The 17937-nt window shown below is 29.1% G+C and carries 15 protein-coding genes and 3 tRNA genes; 10 read left to right on the top strand and 8 right to left on the bottom strand.

Annotated features, from left to right (window positions below):
* Positions 1–217 precede the first annotated feature (217 nt).
* From MRZ80_RS04430 to nikR, 6 genes are all read right to left on the bottom strand, one after another.
* Positions 218–1693, bottom strand: a complete 1476-nt coding sequence (locus MRZ80_RS04430; protein ID WP_292536558.1) for a Mur ligase family protein — start codon at positions 1691–1693, stop codon at positions 218–220.
* Positions 1694–1738: 45 nt separating this feature from the next.
* On the bottom strand, positions 1739–2830 hold the full coding sequence (locus MRZ80_RS04435) for a phospho-N-acetylmuramoyl-pentapeptide-transferase (protein WP_292536560.1): 1092 nt from the start codon (positions 2828–2830) through the stop codon (positions 1739–1741).
* Positions 2831–2957: 127 nt separating this feature from the next.
* Positions 2958–4124, bottom strand: coding sequence for an ATP-grasp domain-containing protein (locus MRZ80_RS04440; RefSeq protein WP_292536561.1), 1167 nt, complete (start codon positions 4122–4124; stop codon positions 2958–2960).
* A 19-nt stretch (positions 4125–4143) separates the two neighbouring features.
* Positions 4144–4653: a hydrogenase maturation peptidase HycI gene (gene hycI / locus MRZ80_RS04445; protein ID WP_292536563.1), complete on the bottom strand. Its 510-nt coding sequence runs from the start codon at positions 4651–4653 to the stop codon at positions 4144–4146.
* A complete protein-coding gene (locus tag MRZ80_RS04450) occupies positions 4613–5371 on the bottom strand; it encodes a 50S ribosomal protein L11 methyltransferase (RefSeq protein ID WP_292536565.1) in 759 nt (252 codons plus the stop codon). Before MRZ80_RS04450 ends, hycI begins: the two co-directional genes overlap by 41 nt.
* Positions 5372–5591: 220 nt before the next feature.
* The gene (gene nikR / locus MRZ80_RS04455; protein WP_292536568.1) at positions 5592–6017 is read right to left on the bottom strand and encodes a nickel-responsive transcriptional regulator NikR; all 426 of its coding nucleotides are present in this window, start codon (positions 6015–6017) and stop codon (positions 5592–5594) included.
* A gap of 282 nt (positions 6018–6299) precedes the next feature.
* Between nikR and MRZ80_RS04460 the strand changes: the two genes are divergently transcribed.
* The 6 genes from MRZ80_RS04460 (at position 6300) to MRZ80_RS04485 (ending at position 9218) form a co-directional block, all read left to right on the top strand.
* Positions 6300–6695, top strand: a complete 396-nt coding sequence (locus MRZ80_RS04460) for a CBS domain-containing protein (protein WP_292536570.1) — start codon at positions 6300–6302, stop codon at positions 6693–6695.
* A gap of 94 nt (positions 6696–6789) precedes the next feature.
* Positions 6790–6863 (top strand) — tRNA-Gly (locus MRZ80_RS04465).
* A gap of 14 nt (positions 6864–6877) precedes the next feature.
* A tRNA-Gly gene (locus tag MRZ80_RS04470) sits at positions 6878–6951 on the top strand.
* Positions 6952–7007: 56 nt separating this feature from the next.
* Positions 7008–7081: transfer RNA gene (locus MRZ80_RS04475), tRNA-Gly, on the top strand.
* A 247-nt stretch (positions 7082–7328) separates the two neighbouring features.
* Complete coding sequence (locus MRZ80_RS04480) at positions 7329–7985, top strand: TrkA family potassium uptake protein (RefSeq protein WP_292536573.1); 657 nt, start codon at positions 7329–7331, stop codon at positions 7983–7985.
* 93 nt (positions 7986–8078) lie between these two features.
* Positions 8079–9218, top strand: a complete 1140-nt coding sequence (locus MRZ80_RS04485; RefSeq protein ID WP_292536575.1) for a VWA domain-containing protein — start codon at positions 8079–8081, stop codon at positions 9216–9218.
* A gap of 72 nt (positions 9219–9290) precedes the next feature.
* Here MRZ80_RS04485 and cobQ read toward each other — a convergent pair whose 3' ends face one another.
* Positions 9291–10802 carry a cobyric acid synthase CobQ gene (gene cobQ / locus MRZ80_RS04490; RefSeq protein WP_292536578.1) on the bottom strand — a complete coding sequence of 504 codons (1512 nt, stop codon included), beginning with the start codon at positions 10800–10802 and terminating at the stop codon, positions 9291–9293.
* A 550-nt stretch (positions 10803–11352) separates the two neighbouring features.
* On the opposite strand from cobQ, the gene lonB reads away from it, so the two are divergent.
* Positions 11353–13212 (top strand): ATP-dependent protease LonB, encoded by a 1860-nt coding sequence (gene lonB / locus MRZ80_RS04495; protein ID WP_292536943.1) that lies wholly within the window; start codon positions 11353–11355, stop codon positions 13210–13212.
* A gap of 542 nt (positions 13213–13754) precedes the next feature.
* Positions 13755–15527, top strand: coding sequence for a DEAD/DEAH box helicase (locus tag MRZ80_RS04500; protein WP_292536581.1), 1773 nt, complete (start codon positions 13755–13757; stop codon positions 15525–15527).
* A 70-nt stretch (positions 15528–15597) separates the two neighbouring features.
* Here MRZ80_RS04500 and MRZ80_RS04505 read toward each other — a convergent pair whose 3' ends face one another.
* On the bottom strand, positions 15598–16476 hold the full coding sequence (locus MRZ80_RS04505) for a ribose-phosphate diphosphokinase (protein WP_292536583.1): 879 nt from the start codon (positions 16474–16476) through the stop codon (positions 15598–15600).
* 287 nt (positions 16477–16763) lie between these two features.
* On the opposite strand from MRZ80_RS04505, the gene hypA reads away from it, so the two are divergent.
* Both hypA and hypB read left to right on the top strand, forming a co-directional pair.
* Positions 16764–17144, top strand: a complete 381-nt coding sequence (gene hypA / locus MRZ80_RS04510; protein WP_292536585.1) for a hydrogenase maturation nickel metallochaperone HypA — start codon at positions 16764–16766, stop codon at positions 17142–17144.
* A gap of 2 nt (positions 17145–17146) precedes the next feature.
* Entirely contained in the window at positions 17147–17806 is a 660-nt protein-coding gene (hypB, locus tag MRZ80_RS04515; RefSeq protein ID WP_292536587.1) for a hydrogenase nickel incorporation protein HypB, read from the top strand.
* The last annotated feature ends 131 nt before the right edge of the window (positions 17807–17937 follow it).

The following is a 17937-nucleotide window of genomic DNA, read 5'->3' on the forward strand; positions in this document are numbered from 1 at the left end:
CTGTATTATTTTTTTTTATTATATAATTTTTCTTTAATGTTAAATGGTGATAAAAAAATAAAAATTATTAATTTTTTATTCTACTAATTTATTATTTCTATAAACTATATGATAAATTATTTTTTAATTAAATATACTCAAAAATTGTATAAATTTAAAAGAAATTTCTAAAAAAAGTAAGAAAGAAAATTTTTTCTATTTGGTGGTTAGGATTTTATTATTCTATTATGTCATGTTTTTTAAGTATTCCTGCTGCTGGATCCATTCCTTGTGCTCCAAGAAGAAGTATTACATCATCATCTTCTGCAAGAGAATATGCTTTAAGTAAGCTTTCTTCAAGTGTTTCAATATGTGTATATTTGATATTTTCACTCTTTAGTGTATCTTCAAATACTTCAAGTTCTGAATCACAAACCCAGTTTAGATGATCTACAACATCAATACTTGATGTAATAAAGAGAGTATAATTATCTTTATCTTTAAGAACTTCTGCTAATGCTTCGGCTATTTCATGGTTTATATCATCGCCACGACTTCCACGTATTGCATCAACTACAAATACATTACATCCTAGATCATAACCATTTTCTATTGTAAGTTTTATTCCTGATGGATTATGTGCAAAATCATCAATAATTACAGGATCATCTCGTAGTTTTATGAAACGTCTTGCAAGTGGTTTATAGTTTTTTAGTGATTTTATAACACCATCTTGTGGAAGATCATAATATATACATACACAGATTGCTGCCATTATATCTTGTATAAAATGCATTGATGTAAATGGAAGATCTTCATATTTAATATATAGTTCATCTTCTACATAGATTCCAACATTCTTTTTGTAACTTACAGCTAGAATATCATCGTTATCTTGATAGTTTCCAAAATACATTACATGTACATTGCTATTTTCTTGAACTATTGAATTCATAGGACGTATATTTTCATCATCATAATTAAGAATAAGTAATGATTCTTTATCATCATAATCTATTGCTCTTGCTGCTCCTGATATTTCATCAAGAAGATGATCAAATGAACGAAGTAAGTTTATATGATCCATTGAAGCATTTGTTATGATACTTACATCACTCATCATAGCTGAAATCATTTCATATGCATGATTTTCCATAATTCTATCGTCCCATCCTTGAACTTCTGATACTTCAAGTGAAACCACATCTATTTTTCCATTTTCTTGTGTGAACTCTGCAAGTTCTGATGCAACTTTAGGATCTATTAGTGTATTTCCCTCAGATTCAGCATCAGTATTTGTATAAGTATTATATCCTAAATCTGAAAAAATAGTATAAAGAAGATGGGTGGTGGTAGATTTACCATTAGTACCAGTAATGGAAATCTTATAAGCATCTGAAGCATACATCCTTGAGGCACAGTTAAGTGCATATGCTGTTGCATATTCAATATAATCTGTAACAATTAATGATATATCTAACTTTTGTGCTGTTTTTATTGTATCATCTTGTGGATCTTGTGTAATTATACATGATACTTTTCTATCTTTTGCAATTTCTACACCTTTATCATTGATCCAGTGTCTTATTACAATATCATCCTCTTGTGCTTTATTTAAAAAAGTATATTTTCCTGATAATGTATGATCAGGACCATATAATTTACCTTTAATAATATCAGCTAATTTTGATGCTTTTATGCTTAATTTATCCATTAATAACTCCACCTTTTTTATAAAATTTTTATTAGTTTATTAATATTATATTACACCAAATGCTATTAAAGCTACTACTGAAACTATTAAAGTTACAGCCCAGTATAATATAACAATTTTTTGTTCTGACATTCCATGATAGTTAAGTGTATGATGTAATGGTTCAACAGGTAATGTAATAATATGTGCTCTGTGAAGAAGACTTATTATTACAGATATTATAGGTACAGCAAGTGCTATTACAGAAAATACAAATGTATTTCCAATAAGTGCTGCTGCCATATAACCTGCACCTAATGCATATGATCCTGTATCTCCCATAAATACCTTTGCAGGATAATGGTTTAATACTAAAAATCCTACAGATGCACCTGCAATTACAACAAATGGTAATGATGCAACAGATCCAGTTGTCACTGATGCATATAATGCTGATGCAATAGAAGCTATTGCAATAATACCAGCTGCAAGTCCATCCATACCATCTATCAGATTAACAGAGTTTATAGATCCAATAATTGCAAATATTGCAACAGGTATTATTAAAAGACCAATGTCAAATCCGAATATTGTTGATGGTATAAATCCTGGAAGAATTAAGAAACATGCTAGAATTATTTGAGTAATAATTTTTTCAGTTTCTGTTGTTTCACTTTTAATTGGTATTTCATCAATTAATGTAAGTTTATGTTCTTCTTCAACAATTTTTGCATAGTCAGCTTTTGCTTTTTCTGATGCAATTCTTGCTTCTTCTCCAGGTTGTAGTGATAATAATCCTATCTGAACAGCTTCAGATCCATCGTTACGTACAACTTTTTGGTATTCTTTTACTTTAAAACCAAGTAAATCATCAAATATACCAAAGATTCCTGCAACGACCATGAAAATAGTAACTACCATAAGATAACTATTTGAAAAAGTGAAAGTTGCCTGTGAAAGAAGTAGTGCTATAAAACAAACCCCTAATAGAATTCCTAATCCTCCCATAGTAGGTGTTCCACTTTTTTGTCTATGTTCTGATACTATTGGATTGTCTCTAATATCTGCTTCAAGAAGTTCACGTCTTACAAATGCAGTAAATACTGCTGATGCAACGAGAGTTATGAAGAATATTAGTACGTCAACTTGACTAATCACCTATCTCTAACCTCCATTTTATTTCTAAAAAAATAAAATAATTTATTAATAATATATCTATGTTCATTTTAGTATTAAAATAAGTATGTTAAAAAAAAGTTAAGTGAAAGATTAAGGAGGAATAAAATTAATATTCATCCTTAAAATCTAGGTCATTTTCATTTGCATAATCATATGCTACATCATATGCAAGATCTGTGAGTTTTGACTTACTTTGAGCACGTAGTGTTACTCTCTGATAATTTGCAGGTCCATGTACAACATAACAGTTTTCATCTTTGAAGTATTTTATGTTAGGATTTTTATTATCATCTACAACTCCAACTGGAAGTTCTGCTGCATAATAGTTTTTCATAGACTTTTTAACATCACATGCATCCCATTGACCTTTTGCCATATCAACAAGTTGACATAATGGATAGATATTAGTTGATGCTGCTGTCATATAACGTGTACCACTTGGTCTGGTGTTAAGTTCTATTATATAATCATTTTCAGAATTTACATCATGGAGTATGTCAATATCCATTGTTCCTGATAAATCCACCATTTCTGCAAGTTTAACTGCTAGATTTTGCAATTTTTTGTTATGTTTTTCATTATCTATACCTGCAATATTTAGTGGTGCTTGTTTTATCTTTGCAAGTGGATGTACACCTTTGAGTGTTGTAACTCCCTTATATACAGGAACAAGTGGTACTGTTTGATTGTTATATCGTAGTACTTCAATTGATGCTTCATATCCTTCCACATATTCTTCTGTAAAGATGTCAGAGTCTATATTTGCATCTATAAATTCATCACAATCACTACTATTTAATGCTATTTTTACACCACATCCTCCCTGTCCTGCTGGTGTTTTAATTACTAATGGAAGATTATTATAGATATTTTCACGATTTGTTTTATCTTCTATTTTTTCATATTTTGGTGTTTTAATATTATTTTTATCAAGTAATTGTTTTGTATCATACTTATCTGCTGCAATTGTTGCAGTCATTTCACTTGCTGCAATTACTGGAATATTATAATCTTTTTCTAGTTTATCTTTTAGTGCTCCAACATCTATAAGTGGTGGATCTATACCAATTAGTGGAATTACAGCATCAACATCTTCATCTATTGCTATTTTCATTGGTTCATCCATTCCACGTGGTACAATATATTTTTTATCTGCAAGATCTAAATTTGCTGCATTTTCATTTGATTCTGTTATTATTGATGTTATACCTTCACTCTTAAGATACCAATCTACATCATCAAATAGTCTTGATCCTATAAATAATATTTTCATAAAAATTAATCCTCCATTATTAAATTGTTTCAACTATCATTTCTGCAAGTTCACCTACACTTTCATCTACTACATCTGATATTGTATTTACAAGTGTCATACTTTCAGGTTGTATTCCTATTATCATTGATTTACTTCCAATTGTTGTTTCTATATAGTTTATTAGAAATGATATTGGCATTGAATGTGTTGAAAATGAAAATTCATCGATTTGTTCTTTATTTATTAATACTATTTCACCTGGTGTTGTGTCAAATTCTACTGCATCTACAATTATTATGTGTGATGGATTTATTTGACGTATTGTTGTCATCTGATTTTCAGGTGCTGCTTCTGCATTTAGAAGAAATATATTATCTGTATTTTTTGTTGTTTTTGTTAGTTTATCATATACTACATCTATAAACAATGGTCCTAGACCATCATCTCCTCGTAGTATGTTTCCTATTCCTAGAATTAGGAGTTTATCATAGTCTTCTATAAATTCTTTAATTTCGCATGATAGTTGTTTGGATGGTATTAAGTCCACCCCCCATTATATATTTAAGATGTACATCTATAACATCATCTTTTTTAACATCAATATGATTTACTGGTATGATAAGTGGAGGATTTAGCATTGGTGTTGGTTCTATTGTTAAATCATCACATAGATGTGTATATGTTGTTATCATTACTGAATTTATAATTCCATCTTTTGTTGCTTTTAATTTAACTGTTATATCAACATTTTCATCATTTATTTGTGTGAAATCTATGGTGCTATATTCTACTTCATCAGATAATACTTCATGTTTTGGATATCCATCTTCATAGTATTGTATGTAGTTTATCTTTGAATTTGTTAGCTTTATTGTATTTTTAACACCTTGTGGTATGAAGATTGTTTTATTATTTGAATATTTATGTGCATTGTTAATTACTGGTATTTGTTCTTCATCAATTAATGCTGTATCAAGCATCTCACAAATTATTGTATCTGGAATTTCTCTAAATTCATAGCATGTTGCATCTGTTTTAATTAAGTTAATATTGTCATAATCTTTAAAATTTGATCTTGTCTTTTTTAAAATTAGTGGATTTGACTCAATTGCATATACAATATCTGCATTTTCTGATGCTATTGTTGCAAGTATTCCTGATCCTGTTCCAAGATCGTATGTTATACCGTTTGCTTTTGCATCAATTGCCTTTTTAAATGCTGATACTCTTTTTTTATCATTTACTAGATCGTCATAATATGTCATTATAAGATAGTTATGTAAGTACTAATTATAAAATAATTATATTAAAAAAAAAATTAGTGTGCTGTGTTGTTTTTATTAAATATTTAAAAAAAGTAGATTTTGTGAAAATATAACTAATCACTAGAATTCATTTATTATCTATGTATGAATGATGTATGTGTGGTGATTTTTAAGAATAAATAAGATGTATGTGGGTATTTTTCTTATTTTTTCAAATTATTTATTCTTCTTCACTTAATTGTTCAATTTCGCCTGTTCCAGCACTAGTGAGTTTTACATGTTCTACGCCTTTGAGTCTCATTAATTTTTCAGTTAACTCACGTATATATTTAACATCACCTTTTACAATGATAACTTCTAAACAATACTTTTCATTCATGTGAATGTGTAAACTTGCATCAATTTGATCTCTATAATGGTGTTGAATATCAGTCATTGACTCCATTACACCTACGTAGTTATGATCATATATAACAGCTAGTACTCCAACACGTTCTCCTTCCATCTCATTCATCCATTGATACCTGAGAATATAATCTTTTAGAGCATCACGAATTCCTTTTGAACGAGATTGGTAACCTCTATCCCTAAGAACATCATCAAATTCTGTTAATAACTTGTTAGGGAGAGACATACTTATTCTCATAATAACTACTCCAGGATACTTTTAATACAATTTTTATTATTGTATCTGTTGTGTAAATAATTTATTGAAATATAATAAATAATTTAATCCTTAAATAGTCTAAAAAAATTAAAATTTCCAGTATGAAAATAATAATAATTCTAGTATTAATATTAAATTAGTTATATAATATATATTATTGAAAATAATATGTTTAATAATTTATGTTAAAAAATTTTACAATTAAGTAATTTTTTATTAAACTTTTAAATTTAATTTAATTTATGGCGTGCGTGATTAGTTATGATCATAAAAGATGTTATGAATAATACAATTTATTCAATAAAATCTAATGAAAAAGTTAGAGAAGCAATAAGGCTATTGCAGGAATATAATATTAATAGATTATTTGTAGTTAATGATAATGACAGTATTATTGGATCTATAGGTTATATTGATTTATTTGAAATTATAAAACCTGCAGAAAAATTAAATATTGATGATATATCAGTATCTGAGTTAATGGATGTTAATATTAATTTTATTGATGTTAATGAAGTTGTAGAAAATGCTGCTAATCTTATACTTAGATCTGAAACTTCAGCATTAATAGTAACAGAAGACAATAAAAATGTTGGTGTTATAACTAAAACTGATATTTGTCGTTGTGTTGCAATGTCAAAATTGATTGGAAAATAGTTTTAGTTAAAAGTTTAGACCAAAATCTTTATATATAACATAGGATAAAGTTTATAATAGTTGCTAGTAATGACACTTGTAACTATTATCATATGCAGCGATAGTCCAGTCTGGCTAAGACTCTACCCTGCCACGGTAGTGACCCGGGTTCGAATCCCGGTCGTTGCATCATTTTTACATATGCGGTTGTAGTCTAGTCTGGCTAGGACTTGGGCCTTCCAAGCCTACGACCCGGGTTCAAATCCCGGCAGCCGCACTAACTTTTATAAAAAAACTATTTCTAAATAAATTAAAAAATTCATATTTACATATGCGGTTGTAGTCTAGTCTGGCTAGGACTTGGGCCTTCCAAGCCTACGACCCGGGTTCAAATCCCGGCAGCCGCACTAACTTTTATTACAAAAATTATTTCTATTAAATTCTACTTTTTATATTAATTTATTATTTATATTGATTAATTCTAGTTTTAAAATATTTACACTAAAATTTTAACAATCTATCATTTTTCAATTGCTTATTTTATCTAAATTTAATAAAAATTTAAATATTGAAATTATTATTATACTATATTATATAATAAAAAAAAATCAGTCAAAAGATGGCTGTGTAATTTTTCAGAGGGTGAAATATAAAATGAATGGTATAATAGTAGGAGCTGGACGTGTTGGCTATAACTTGGCTAAAAAGATGCAAACAGAACATGATATAACAGTTATTGAAAAAGATCATGATAGATTTGTTAGAGCATCTGAGGATCTTAGTTGTTATGTAGTTCATGGAAGTGCTGCAAATACATCAACACTTGAAAAAGCAAATATTCAATCTGCTGACTTTTTTGTTGCAGTAACAGGAAATGATGAGGTAAATCTCTTATCTTCTGTATATGCAAAAGAACATGGTGTTTCTATTATTTCATCAAAACTTAATAATCCAGACCATTCATCTATATTTGAGAAATTAGGAATAGGATTTATTAATCCTGAAAGAAGTGTTGTTAGATTTATTACACGTATGATTATCAGACCATCTGCACAATCTCTTGTAACTTTAGGAAAAGGTGGAGCTGAAATTCTTGAATTCACAGTACAAAATGAAGAACTAGATGGAAAGAAGATATCTGAAATTGAAAATGATTCACCTTATTTTAAAATTGTATCAAAATTTGTCAATGATGAAGATGATGCAATCATACCAAATCCAGAAACTATCATTGAAGTTGATGATTCTGTAAGTGTAATTGTAAAAAATGAATATCAAAAACAAGTACAACATTTATTTACAAATGAATAAAAAAAAATACCCCTCTCCATTAAATTAATAGAATTTAGATGTTTCACCCTTTAATAGTAAAATTTAACTAAAATTCAAAAGAAGATGAAGCAAATGACATCAGAGGTAACATCAGAAAGTATTATTACACTTTCAAATCTACTAAGAAAAGATGGTATGATTGTAAGTATACGTAGTTCAACAACAGCTTCATGGTTCTGGGAAAACTACCATGAAGACATTGATGAGGCACATCTAAAAGAATCATTAAAATGTATCTATGTTAAAAATAAAGAAGATGAAGTAAAATTTGACAGAGCATACACACAAGTATTTGATACAAAAAGCAAGGATAGCTATAGAAAATACAAAGAAAAAGTAAATAAAAAACGAAAAAAGATTGAAGAAACATCAGAAAATGTAAATGTTGAAGTTCAAACACAGGACAACACACAATATAATGAAAATATTGAATTAATTGAACAAAGAAAGAAAAGTAAAATAATCAATGAAAAACTTACACAAGATAGTATTGTACTTCTTGATAACTTTGATAATCGTGTATTTGACATATGTAGACGTTTAAGTAAAAAGATTGCAAATCAGAGAAAAAAACGTAGAAAACTTGCTCGTTCACATAAAATTGACATGCAACGTACAATACGATATAATCTTAAAAATGGTGGACACCTAGTTAAGTTATATACACAAAAACCTCCACTTAAAAAGACAAAACAAATCTTTCTTTGTGATGTGAGTGGATCATGTAAATGGGTAAGTACATGGTTTTTTGCAATACTTTATGGATGTTATAAGACATTTGATAAAGTTACAATATTTGACTTTGACAATAAAGTTGTTGATGTAACAGGAACATTTAACTGTGATTTTAAAAATACAAACGATATTAATGAAGCACACCAGGCATATGGTCTTAAATCATATGGACAATCTGATATGACAAAGGCATTTAAACAATTTGAAGAGGAAGCTAATTTAAATAATAAGACTGATGTTATAATTCTTACAGATTGTCGTGACTGGAAAGGTGAATTTGTTAATGGTAAACTTGAAAGTGCAGCTATTCTTGAAAGAATTGCTAAAAAGTCAAGACGTCTAATAATATTAAATCCTGAAAAGAAAATACGCTGGAATACACCTACAAGTTATGTATCTGAATATGAAAAAGCAGGTGCAACAGTTTATGAAACAGGTACACTTGAGCAGTTTGCTAATGTAATATCAAAATTATAAAAAAAATAAGTTAAATGTTTTAAAAAAAAATAAAGAGGTTATGAAATTAAACCCCTTTATTATCCTTTTTTTCTAGTTTTTAAGTAGATTATTTATGAAGTCCATATCTACATTATCTGCAAATAGATCTCCTAGTTGGTTGTAGTTGACACGTTTTGAATCTTTGAAATCATCATTACCCATGCCTAATTTTTCAAGTCCTTTATTTTCACGGAGAACATCGGTAAAGCTTCGTCTAAATTCAAAGTTATGGAATATTCCATGGAGGTATGTTCCACATACATTACCATTTACTGCTCCATCAAATTTACGTGATGTATCGTTTCCAAATCCTTTATCTAGTTTTATGAATGGTTTTACATCACCAAGTACTGTTACTGCTTCGTGTAATTCATAACCTGTTACTGGTGTGTTCATCTTAAATCCTAGAGGACTGTCTGCTATTACATGTCCACTACTTTGTTCTACTACTTTATCTGTTAGTGTTCCAAATTCTGTTTTTATATCAAGAAGTCCCATTCCATCAACAGATCCATATTTTGATTCTTTACACTTAGGATCTATGATTTTATTTGATAACATTTGATATCCACCACATATTCCAAATACTGGAATTTCTTTTGCTACTTCTTGTATGTAATCAAAGAGTCCTTGTTCTTTTAGTGCCATTAGGTCACTTACTGTATTTCTTGTTCCAGGTATTATTAATGCATCAAGATCATCAAATTTATCATATATATTTACTAGTTTTATTCCTACATCTGGTTCATAATCTAGTGGATCTATATCTGTAAAGTTTGATATTTTTGGAAGTCTTAGTGTTCCTATTGTAATTTTCTCATTTTCTGAGAAGTGATGTGTTGATAGTGATGCTGAATCTTCTTCTGGTAGATTTAATGTTTCATCAAATGGTATAATTCCAATAATTGGTATGCCTGTAATTTCTTCAACTTTTTTAATTCCTGAGTCAAGTACATCTGCATTTCCTCTGAATTTATTGATTATTACAGCTTTTATACGATTTCTATCTTCTTCTGGAAGTAGGAAGTATGTTCCTACAATTGATGCAAATACTCCTCCCTGGTCTATATCTGCAACTAGTATTACATCTGCATCTGTCATTCTTGCAATTAACATGTTTGCAAGATCTTTATCATACATGTTAATTTCAGCTGGTGATCCTGCACCTTCAATTACTGTTATATCATAGTCTTCATCTAGTTTTTTTAGTGATGATTCTATTGCATCTATTGCTTCATCTCTGAAGTTGTTTTGGTAGTCATCAAAGCGCATATCTCCTGCTGGTTTTCCCTGTACAATTACCTGTGATACAAATCCTTCTTTTGGTTTTAGAAGTATTGGATTCATGTTACAGTTTGGTTCTATGTCTGCTGCTTCTGCTTGCATTACTTGTGCTATTGACATTTCATCATTGTCTATCGTTGTATATGAGTTAAGTGACATATTTTGTGATTTAAATGGTGTTACACGATAGCCATCTCTTGCAAGTAAGTTACATAGTGCTGCAACTGTCAGTGTTTTTCCAGCATTTGATGATGTTCCTTGAAACATTATGTATTTCATATCATATTCAAATCCTTTTTAGTTGTTTAAAAATATTTTCTAATTTTTATATATGTTTTAGGAAATAATTTAATACTATTGATAATTATTTGTAGGATTTATGAATTTTGTAGCTATTTTTTTAGGATTTTTTTATTTTATTTTGAAATTTTTTAATTTAAAAAAGGTGTGAATCATTTTTTAAGTTTTAGTTTATTAAAACTATATTTTAAATACCTTAGGTTACTTAAATATTATTATAAATAGAAATTTATATATTAAATAGAATAAAGAAAATAAAAAGTATAACAAAAAAAATATAACTTAACATTAATTTAATAAAAATATAATCACAAAAAAAATATAATAATTTTAATCAAATAATTCACAAAAAAACTAAGGAGGGTTAAATATTACCACCCAAGATAATAACCAACAAGATGAAAACATATCACTCGAACTAGATGATGATATAGTTATTCCTGAAAATTCTGATATAAAAGAAGAAACAGAGGAAAGTCAACAAAAAGACGAAAAAACTGAAGAAAAATCAGAACCCACAAAAGATGACATAAAAAGTCACGTTATATCAGAAATTAACCCAGATGAATATGCAGATACAGAAGACATAGACATACCACCAATGCTAATTGACCAAATTATAGGTCAAGAAGAAGCTGTAGAAACAATAAAAAAAGCAGCAAAACAAAGAAGAAACGTACTTCTTATAGGAGAACCAGGTATTGGTAAATCAATGATTGCAAAAGCAATGGCAGAACTACTTCCACCAGAAGACCTACAAGATATACTTATATATCCAAATGTAGAAAATCCAAACAACCCAGTTGTAGGAGTAATGCCTGCAGGACAAGGAAAAAAAGTAGTTCAAAATGCAAAAGATGAATTCAAAAAACAAGAATCAAAAAAGAACACATTAACAATAGCAATAATAGCACTTATTATGGCAATAGGATTTATAACAAATCAATTCCTAACTGCAATAATAGCTGTTGGAATAGTATTTTTTGCATTATACCAAATCAAACCAAAATCCCAACATCTTGCACCAAAACTTCTAGTAAATAGTGATGCAAAAAAAGTAGCACCATTTATAGATGCAACAGGAGCACATGCAGGAGCATTACTTGGTGATGTAAGACACGACCCATACCAGTCAGGAGGACTTGGAACACCAGCACACGAAAGAGTAGAAAGTGGAATGATCCACAGAGCAAACAAAGGTGTACTCTACATTGACGAAATCGGTACAATGGACATGAAAACACAACAAGAACTACTCACAGCACTCCAAGAACATAAACTTCAAATTACAGGACAAAGTGATACCAGTAGTGGAGCAATGGTAAGAACAGATGCAGTACCATGTGACTTCGTACTTGTAGCATCAGGAAACCTTGAAGTACTCGATGGCATGCACATTGCACTTAGATCAAGAATACGTGGATATGGATATGAAGTATTCATGAAAGATACAATGGAAGATACATCAGAAAACAGAAAGAAAATATCACAATTTGTAGCACAAGAAGTTAAAAATGATGGACGTATACCACACTTTACAAAAGAAGCTGTAGGTGAAATCATCAAAGAAGCACAACGTCGTGCAGGTAAAAAAGACACACTTACACTTAAACTACGTGATCTTGGTGGACTTGTAAGAGCAGCAGGAGATATAGCAGTAGAACAAGGAGCTAATGCTGTAACACCAGAACATGTATTTGAAGCTAAAAAACAGGCAAGAACACTAGAACAACAAATAGCAGACAGATACATAAAACAAAGAAAAGACTACAGTGTATATTCAAATGAAGGATCAAAAATTGGATGTATCAATGGTCTTGCTGTAATTGGAGATTCAAGTGGTATAGTACTACCTATTGCTGCTGAAGCAGCCCCATCCCAGAGTAAAGAAGAAGGTAAAATTATTGCTGCAGGAAAACTTGGAGATATTGCAAAAGAAGCAGTACAAAACGTTGGAGCTATAATTAAGAAAAGTATTGGAACTGACATTTCAAACTATGATATACACATACAATTTGTACAATCATACGATGGAGTAGAAGGAGACAGTGCAAGTGTATCAATGGCAACAGCAATAATTTCAGCAATTGAAGATATACCAATTGATCAAACACTAGCACTTACTGGATCTTTAAGTGTACGTGGAACAGTACTACCAATTGGTGGAGCAACATATAAAATAGAAGCTGCAGCTCAATCAGGAATTAAAAAAGTATTAATACCTGCATCAAATCTTGATGATGTATTAATTGATAAAAAATATGTTGATGAAATTGAAATAATTCCAGTACATACACTTACAGAAGTACTAGAACATGCACTTGTAGGACCTAAAAAAGATGCATTTATCAATTCATTAAAAGAAAAACAACAAAAAACAAATCAATAAACACCAAAGACTAATCAAAAGAAGATAACTGATCTTCTTTTATTTTTTCCTATTTTTTTAGAAATTAAATTTTACATTAAAAAAACAATAGATTTTAATAATTTAAAACTTAGAAATAATAAATATCTTATTTTTTAAAAAAGAAACCAAAAACTTCTACTTAGAAAAAAAGAATTTGAATTTAAAAAAAAACATGTTTTAACAAGCCCCAAGGCTAGCAGATAAAAAAGGATAAATTAAGAATTTATAATAAATAAGGGGTTAAATTAGAGAAAAATAAAAAGAATACTTTTTTTTAGTTTTAAAAAAGAAAAACATGTTTTACTTAGAGAAAATAAGGGTTATATAGAGATATTTAATGGAATTTTAGATAATATGCCAATATTATCATTATACGAAATATACAAAAAATAGAAAAGGACAATCCCACCCTAAAAAAGTGACAAAGACAGACAATCATAACCCTTAAAGAAAAGATTATGGATAAAAACTGGAAAAAGAAATAAAAAAAATAACAATACTAAAACTATGAGATGGATTTTATGGAAAAATTAAAATTTAAAGATTTAAACATATCAGAAGAAATACAAAAAGCTGTAGAAGATATGGGATTTGAGGAAGCATCACCAATTCAGTCACTTGCAATACCAAAGATTTTAGCAAAAAAAGATGTAATAGGACAAGCACAAACAGGAACAGGAAAAACTGCAGCATTTGGAATACCACTTCTTGAAAATATAAATGAACATGATGAAAGTCTGCAAGCAATAATTTTATGTCCTACACGTGAACTTGCAATACAAGTTGCAGAAGAACTTAGAAAACTTGCAGCATACCTACCAGAAATAAATGTACTACCAGTATATGGTGGACAACCAATAGATAGACAAATTAAAGCACTGAAAAAAGGTGTACAGATAATTATAGGAACACCAGGACGTGTAATGGATCATATATCACGTGGAACAATAAATCTCAGTACAATAAAAACAGTAATACTTGATGAAGCAGATGAAATGCTTGACATGGGATTTAGAGATGATATAGAATATATTCTTGAATTCATACCAGATGAAAGACAATTTTTACTATTTTCAGCAACACTTCCAGGTGAAATACTTCAACTTGCACAGAGATACCAGAATGATTCTGAAATTGTAAAAGTAACACGTCATGAACTCACCACCCCTGATGTTGACCAGAAATACTTTGAAGTAAAAGAAGATATGAAACTCGAACTTCTATCAAGACTTCTTGATATAAATGATTTTGACTTATCACTTGTATTTTGTAATACAAAAAGAAAAGTTGACAAACTTGTAAGTCATCTTCAAGTAAGAGGATATCTTGCTGATGGTCTTCATGGAGATTTAACACAAAATCAGAGAGATCATGTAATGCGTAAATTTAAAAATGGTAACATTGAAATTCTTGTTGCAACAGATGTAGCAGCACGTGGTATTGATGTTGGTGGTGTTGAAGGAGTATTTAACTATGATATTCCAAATGATAATGAATACTATGTTCACAGAATAGGACGTACAGGACGTGCAGGTAAAACAGGAAAAGCATTTAGTTTTGTATCAGGACGTGAAATATATCAACTTCGTGATATTCAAAGATATGCAAAAACAAAGATTGAACAAGCACCAATTCCATCACTTATTGATGTAGAAGAAGTTAAAAAAGACAACTTCATAGAAGAACTTAAAGAAAGAATTAACACAGAAGATATTTCAAAAGAAACATACATCATTGAAAAACTTATAGAAGAAGATTATAACTCAATTGATATTGCAGCAACACTTCTTAAAGGAATTATTGAAGAAAGTCCATATAAACAGGAAGAATTTGGAGATACAGATGCAAATGAAGGATTTGTAAGATTCTTCATGAGTCTTGGAAGAAAACAAAACATTACAATTAGTGTAATTCTTAATTCAATCTATGAAAAAACAGCACTTACTGGTCGTCAAATAGGAAACATTGATATATTTGATAACTTCTCATTTATTGAAATTCCACAAGATCATGCATCAGACTTCTACAGATTCATGGGAGATACATACATAGACAATAAAAGAGCACACATTGAACCTGCAAAACCTCGTGATAAATCAAATAAAAAAGATAAGAAACGATATTCAAATAAAAGAAAAAGAAAAAGTAATAAATTCAATCCACATAAAAAAGATAATAACTATCATGGTGGAAAAAATACTTATCGTAAAGATAGTTATAATAAAAAAAATACTTATAAAAAACATTCATACCAGAATGATTCCTACAAGTCATATCAAAAAGATGACTACTAGAGTATAAATAATTATACTCCCAAATTTAACCACCCTTTTATTTTAAAAAAAAAGTTTATTTTTCTTGTATTTATTGTAATGTTTTTAAATGATCTGCTATTGTTTTTCCAACAGATATACTTGCAACTTCACTAATTAATGTATTTGTTGCTTTAACTGATGATGCTCCTGCTGCACTTATTTTAAGTATTGCATCTCCAACAAGTACTGGATGTACACATACAACATCTACTTTTTTTGCACCTTGTTTTTTAAGAATATCTATTGCATTTACTATTGTTCCACCTGTACTTATAATATCATCAACTATAATTACACTACGATTTTCAACAGATATTGATTTTGTTTTTGTTTTAACAACTTCTGGTGAAAGTCTTACTTTTTCAAGGTAGTCATAGTCTGTATCTAGAATTTCTGCAATTTCTTTTGCAAAGTTTTCTGCTCCCTTATCTGGTGCAAGTATTACAGGTTTTTTATCATCATGATTGTTTCTTATGTATTCAGCAATTGATGGCATTGCAGATAGGTTATCTACTGGTATGTCATATAAATCACAGATACTTTCTTCATGTAAATTTATTGATATTAAATGTTTTACTCCCATGCTTTGAATAAGTTTTGCTGTTGCTTTTGCTGAGATACATTCAACTTCTTTAAATCTACGTTCTTGTCTGCTGTATCCAAGATATGGTGAAACTACTGTAATATCTTCTATATTCATGTCACTAAGTGTGTCAAGTATGAAGAATAATTCCATCATATTTTCATCTTGTGGATATCCTGTTGATTGAATAATTACTACTTTTTCATCTTCTGGAATTTCATCTTTGATTCTGAAATATTTTTCTCCATCTGGAAACTTTTTAATTTCAACAGTACATAATTTTTCATCTAATTGTTTTGCTACTTCTGCAGCTAATGATTGTGATGCAGATCCTCCAATAATCACTTAATATTACTCTCCCTTTAATTATAAATCTTATGTTGTTGTGAATTTATTTTCTTTTTAGTTAAGAAAAAAATATTATAATGTTATATATTTAGTATTTATGATTTTTATTTTTAAAATAATTTACATATATTATCAATATTTTATAAAACTAATAAATAATACAAATTAATAAAATGTTATTAAATATAATACTTAAAAAAATTATATATAAAAATGTAAAATAAACATAATAATGTATAAAAAAAATTAATAAAATAATTTTATAAAATAATTGGAGAATAATCATGCATGAATTAGCTATGGCTTCAAGTATTGTAGATGCAATACTTGATACTGCTAAGAAAAACAATGCCATTGAAATAACAGAGGCAGTTATAGAAGTTGGAGAACTTACAATGCTCAATCCTGAACAACTCAGATTCATGATGGAAATTTTAAGTGAAGACAACATGCTTAAAGATGCTGAAGTTATAATTAACATGATCCCTATTGAAATTGAATGTGAAAACTGTGGATATGAAGGAAATGTTGAAGCAGACGAAGAAGAAGTAGATCATTATATGGCAGCAACAGAGTGTCCTGAATGTGGAAATACAAGAGTAAATGTAATAAAAGGACGCGAATGTAGTGTAAAAACAATAAAAATTGAAAAGGAAGATGAATAAAAATGCATAATGTAGCAAGTATTGAAATAGAACAAGATATAATTCAAGCAAACGATAAATTAGCATCAGCTAACAGAAAATACCTTGATTCAAAAGATATTTTCGCAGTAGACCTTGTAGGAGCTGTAGGATCTGGTAAAACATCACTTCTTGAAAAACTTATAGATGTAATAGAAGATGAAGATCTTGGAGTAATTGCAGGAGATATACTCAGTAAATTTGATGCAAAAAGAATTGAAGATAAAAACGTACCTGTAAAAGGATTAAACACAGGAAAAGAATGTCACCTTGATGCACACCTTGTTGAACATGCACTTGAAGATATTGATCTTGATGATATTTCAATGTTATTTATTGAAAATGTAGGAAACCTAATTTGTCCTGCAGACTTTAACCTTGGAGCTCACATTAGAACTGTAATTATCAGTGTAACAGAAGGTGACGACACAGCAGAAAAACACCCAATGATCTTTAAAACAGCAGATATGGCTATTGTAAACAAAGTAGATCTTGCTGATGCTGTAGGTGCAGATGCTGATAAAATGGTTGAAGATATTAAAACAATAAATCCTGACATACCAGTTGTAAAATGTAGTATTAAAACTGGTGAAGGTGTAGATGAAGTTATTTCATTATACAAAGAATTTAAAAACAACAAGTAGATAAGTTTTTTTCTACTTTCTTTCTTTTTTTACTAAATTTTATTAATAGAAGATTTATATTTTTTTAATTAAAAATTAAAGAACTTACCTCTTTTTTTTCATAAATCTTAAAAATATAAGGGATGGAATTA

This window comes from Methanosphaera sp. (assembly GCF_022768985.1).
Taxonomy (GTDB): Archaea; Methanobacteriota; Methanobacteria; order Methanobacteriales; family Methanobacteriaceae; genus Methanosphaera.